The sequence below is a fragment of the Methanophagales archaeon genome, from assembly GCA_021159465.1.
Lineage (GTDB): Archaea > Halobacteriota > Syntropharchaeia > Alkanophagales > Methanospirareceae > G60ANME1.
The window spans coordinates 1-3,600 of sequence record JAGGRR010000187.1; the positions used below are offsets into that span (position 1 = coordinate 1).

Consider the following 3,600-nt stretch of genomic DNA (forward strand, 5'->3'; position numbering starts at 1 on the left):
TATTAACTCAAAGGAGAAATTACAGGAGATTGCCGAATGGTAGTTGGTGGAGGGGGTTGAAGTTCTCTATCTCTTAAATTCCTGAGTTAAAACCGGAAATGAATTTTGTCTGGGTTTTTGAAGATTGAAACAATTGATGAATAATTAACCCTGAGCAATATTGCTGAGAGATAAAAATAAGGGACAATAATTATAAATAAAAGAGCCATGGTGAAAACAGCAAATGGATATAGGTATAGGTATGTCCCCTTTATTACGCTATCACTAACAGAGCCGGAGACATGTATTTGGATCACGCTCTCAGACTGCAACTTCAAATGTAAGGGCTGTTTTAGCATTGCTCGTGACGCGGTAGGCGAGCCAATGACCGTTGACGAATTAATAAACTGGGTGGAGGAATCGAATCGTGCTTACAATGGCGATAGGCTACTAGAAGAGGCTGTAATTACAGGAGGCGAACCAACTCTGGACAGGAGCTTTTTGGCGGACCTCGTGCTAAAACTCAAAATGCATACGGGAGTGAAACACATTACGTTATCCACGAATGGCTATTTATTGGACCGAGAATACGTGATGGAATTGAAGGACAGCGGTCTTGATGCAGTTAAGCTTGACATAAAAGCATACAATGAGTCAATCCACAGGTGGTACACAGGCATGTCCAATCGCCCGGTTCTTGAGGCAGCAAGATACCTCAGTGAAAGCAAACTCGATTTCAGAGTAGAAACGGTCTTGATGCCGGGGATAGTGGATGTGGAAGAGATCGAGCGAATAGCTTCCTTTTTAGCCCGGATTGACCCTGGGCTCAAATATAAAATCGTAAGCTTCGCACCTGGAGAAGCGAGGGAGAAAGTAACAAGAAGACCGGGTGACAATGAGATTCAACTTGCAGTCGAATCGGCTTCAAAGTACCTGAGAAATGTTGCTGATGGCAAGGCGTGTGTCCAGCAATTCGCTCCTTCGAAAAGAGAAGAGAATACGAAAAAGTGGGTTAGAGTGTATCCAGACATGAAAACGGAGACAATAATTGCAAGACCGTGTAGGTGGTGGGTATAAGTCTCTTAGTGTAATAATGTAAGAGGAAGGGAAACTAGCATCAATATTTTTGACGACGGTACTCCAAGTTTTTTCGCAAGAAGCAACTCGAATGCCGATACAACCTCTGCACCTGCTCCTTCCTGATGCAGGATATTACAAACAACGGGGGAATAATTGGTTTTATATGAGTTCTTTCTGACTCACGATAAAACGGTCTATCATGTACGTCTATCGCATAAGCGTTAGAGATTCTCTCCTTTCTCTTAGAGCAATGTTATATGAAATGGCGGTTTTTATACTTTCAGGATTTTAAAGAGGTGTTTTCTTGCATCCTCATTGCCTATTACATCCTCAATCGTGAAGAAATAATCAATAATGCTTTTACTCCTGTCAATTTCTTTCATCGCTTTAGATGTTAATGAAACTCCTTGCATTATCAGTATTGTTATTGAATTTGGATTTTCCTGTTTAGCTCTTCTCAAGCTTTTTAAAGCTGCTCCAAACCTTTATCTCGCACTTGCCTCTCGATTAACTCCTTAATGACCTCCTCAGCTCTATCTCCTTTTGTATTTTGCCATGAACCTTGAGCCTGCGAACCGGCTGCCATCCCTCTCCACAAATCAAACTCTCTGTCATTTACCTTTTCATCATGCTCGATCAAAACACTGACAATTTTATTTAGATGTTTTGAAGCTTCTAAAGCTGTATCATCATTGAAATTGCTTCGTCCTTCTTTCTTCATACTTGTTTATGCTTAAGCCTACCCTACTCATTGATTTTTGAGAAACCATAGCAAGAATTCTATAATAACCAACTCGTTTTGGGTTTTGCTTCAGAACCTCCGGATGAACGAACACCCTTATGGGCTTATACCTCTATGAATCACTTTATTCCAAGCTCTTTTGGTAATCCCTAAATCTTCTATATACCACTCAAGATCTTCTCCTTTTATACTTTCAAGTTCATAAGCAATTTCAAGCAATCCCCACTCATGAGTTTCTGATGAAAAAATTCACTTTTTGTAATCTGATCAATCGTCCAACTCCCTTTTTCTTTATTTGATGGCATTTTCACCGTTCCCAAATAACAATGTTTTCCCTTACGGGCACTTTCCTGTATTTTTTCATTTGTTGTGAGCTATTACCTTTATAACGTGCTACAATAATTTCTTTAACTTCAAATCCAGCTTCTTCCGCCATCTCAGAAAGAACTAAATCAACAGGTATAAACTCTCCTTCAAATCTAACATTATCAACAACCATTGCAACTTTTGCTCCTGGAGCTAAGACTTTAAACCATTCTTCTATAACCTTTTGCTAAGGAGTCCAACAACCTCTTTTATCACAGGATGGGGTGGGATTTCGCCCCTCTTTATTTTTTGATTCTATATGAGACCTCAATATCCCAAAACGAATCGCTTTAAGTTCTTCAAAGTTTTTAACGAAATGAAAGCATAAATCAAGAGAATAAGTCCTTGTATAATCGTATCTATTGGCATATGGAGGTGATGTGATGATGATTGTTGGCTTTTTCCTAAATTTTATATCTGATAGATCTCTTGTATCTCCAAGATACACATCAGGCATGATTTTCTCATCGATAGATGAATGAGGAAAAAAAACATTTTTATACGACGCACATCCTCCTCTACCTGCGCTACTTTTCTACTCATCGCTTCAACAGGGTTGGAGAGTCTTTTATTCCGTTTCAGTCTGAGAAATTGTCCATCTTTAGATGTAAAGCTGCATTCTTCCAGAATAGAGAAGAAAAGCAAAAGGAAAATATCACGATGAGGATCGGACAAACCATCAATAGTGGACTTGAGTTTTCTCAGTGTTAAAAGCGTTTCTTCATTAAATGCAACTTTCATGATAGGAACATCCATTGCCACATCCGCAGGTTGACTTTTCTCTATTATAGGAATGAGGGACATCCACATTTCTTTTAATTCATTTTTATTTAATAAAAGAAGTAATGGCAAAGTTTTTGAAATAAAATAAGCAACAGGTAACTTGTCAAGTCCAACAGAAGGCATACCACTAAGCATAGACGTAAACATTGTTGTTCCTAATCCTGAAAAAGGGTCAAACACATAATCATCGGGATTTGCTTCAAATCTTCTCAAGAAATCTTTTACAAAATTAAAGGCGAAAGCTTCCTTGTACCTGTAAATTCTCAAAAAGGGAATGTTTTTGTTTCCTACATACGATACAAGAGAACTTAACTTTAACTCTTCATGTATGGTATTCTTGAATTTTTACTCTATTTCTTCCCTTTTTGAACCAGAAGGGTATAAGTTTTCTACCGTTCCATAAATAACATTTGTTGAGGATTGTCTATTAATTTTTTGTATTAGCATTTTTCTTGACCCCATGTTATCGAACTTGTCAAAACCGCCATTTTATATAACTTCGGTATATCCGGCTTTAAATTAACGTCGTACATCCACCCAACTTGGTATTATACCCAAAACTTGCTTCATATTCGTATATACCGCCCTTTAGTTGACTGCTAAGTTTCATCTTCATCTCCTCCAACCTCTTTCATCATCGCATCTATCTG

Annotated in this window: 6 protein-coding genes; 1 reads left to right on the forward strand and 5 read right to left on the reverse strand. The window is 38.2% G+C overall.

Features of this window, described 5'->3' with window-relative positions:
- The first annotated feature begins 207 nt into the window (after positions 1-207).
- The gene (locus J7J01_08155; GenBank protein ID MCD6210839.1) at positions 208-1,056 is read left to right on the forward strand and encodes a radical SAM protein; all 849 of its coding nucleotides are present in this window, start codon (positions 208-210) and stop codon (positions 1,054-1,056) included.
- Positions 1,057-1,331: 275 nt separating this feature from the next.
- On the opposite strand, the gene J7J01_08160 is transcribed toward J7J01_08155, so the two are convergent.
- The 5 genes from J7J01_08160 to J7J01_08180 form a co-directional block, all read right to left on the reverse strand.
- Positions 1,332-1,520: a hypothetical protein gene (locus J7J01_08160; GenBank protein ID MCD6210840.1), complete on the reverse strand. Its 189-nt coding sequence runs from the start codon at positions 1,518-1,520 to the stop codon at positions 1,332-1,334.
- Between the two features lie 5 nt (positions 1,521-1,525).
- A complete protein-coding gene (locus tag J7J01_08165; protein MCD6210841.1) occupies positions 1,526-1,780 on the reverse strand; it encodes a hypothetical protein in 255 nt (84 codons plus the stop codon).
- Entirely contained in the window at positions 1,749-1,895 is a 147-nt protein-coding gene (locus J7J01_08170) for an XcyI family restriction endonuclease (GenBank protein ID MCD6210842.1), read from the reverse strand. Before J7J01_08170 ends, J7J01_08165 begins: the two co-directional genes overlap by 32 nt.
- 213 nt (positions 1,896-2,108) lie before the next feature.
- Positions 2,109-2,300 (reverse strand): hypothetical protein, encoded by a 192-nt coding sequence (locus J7J01_08175; GenBank protein MCD6210843.1) that lies wholly within the window; start codon positions 2,298-2,300, stop codon positions 2,109-2,111.
- 278 nt (positions 2,301-2,578) lie between these two features.
- Entirely contained in the window at positions 2,579-3,163 is a 585-nt protein-coding gene (locus tag J7J01_08180; GenBank protein ID MCD6210844.1) for a hypothetical protein, read from the reverse strand.
- Between the last annotated feature and the right edge of the window lie 437 nt (positions 3,164-3,600).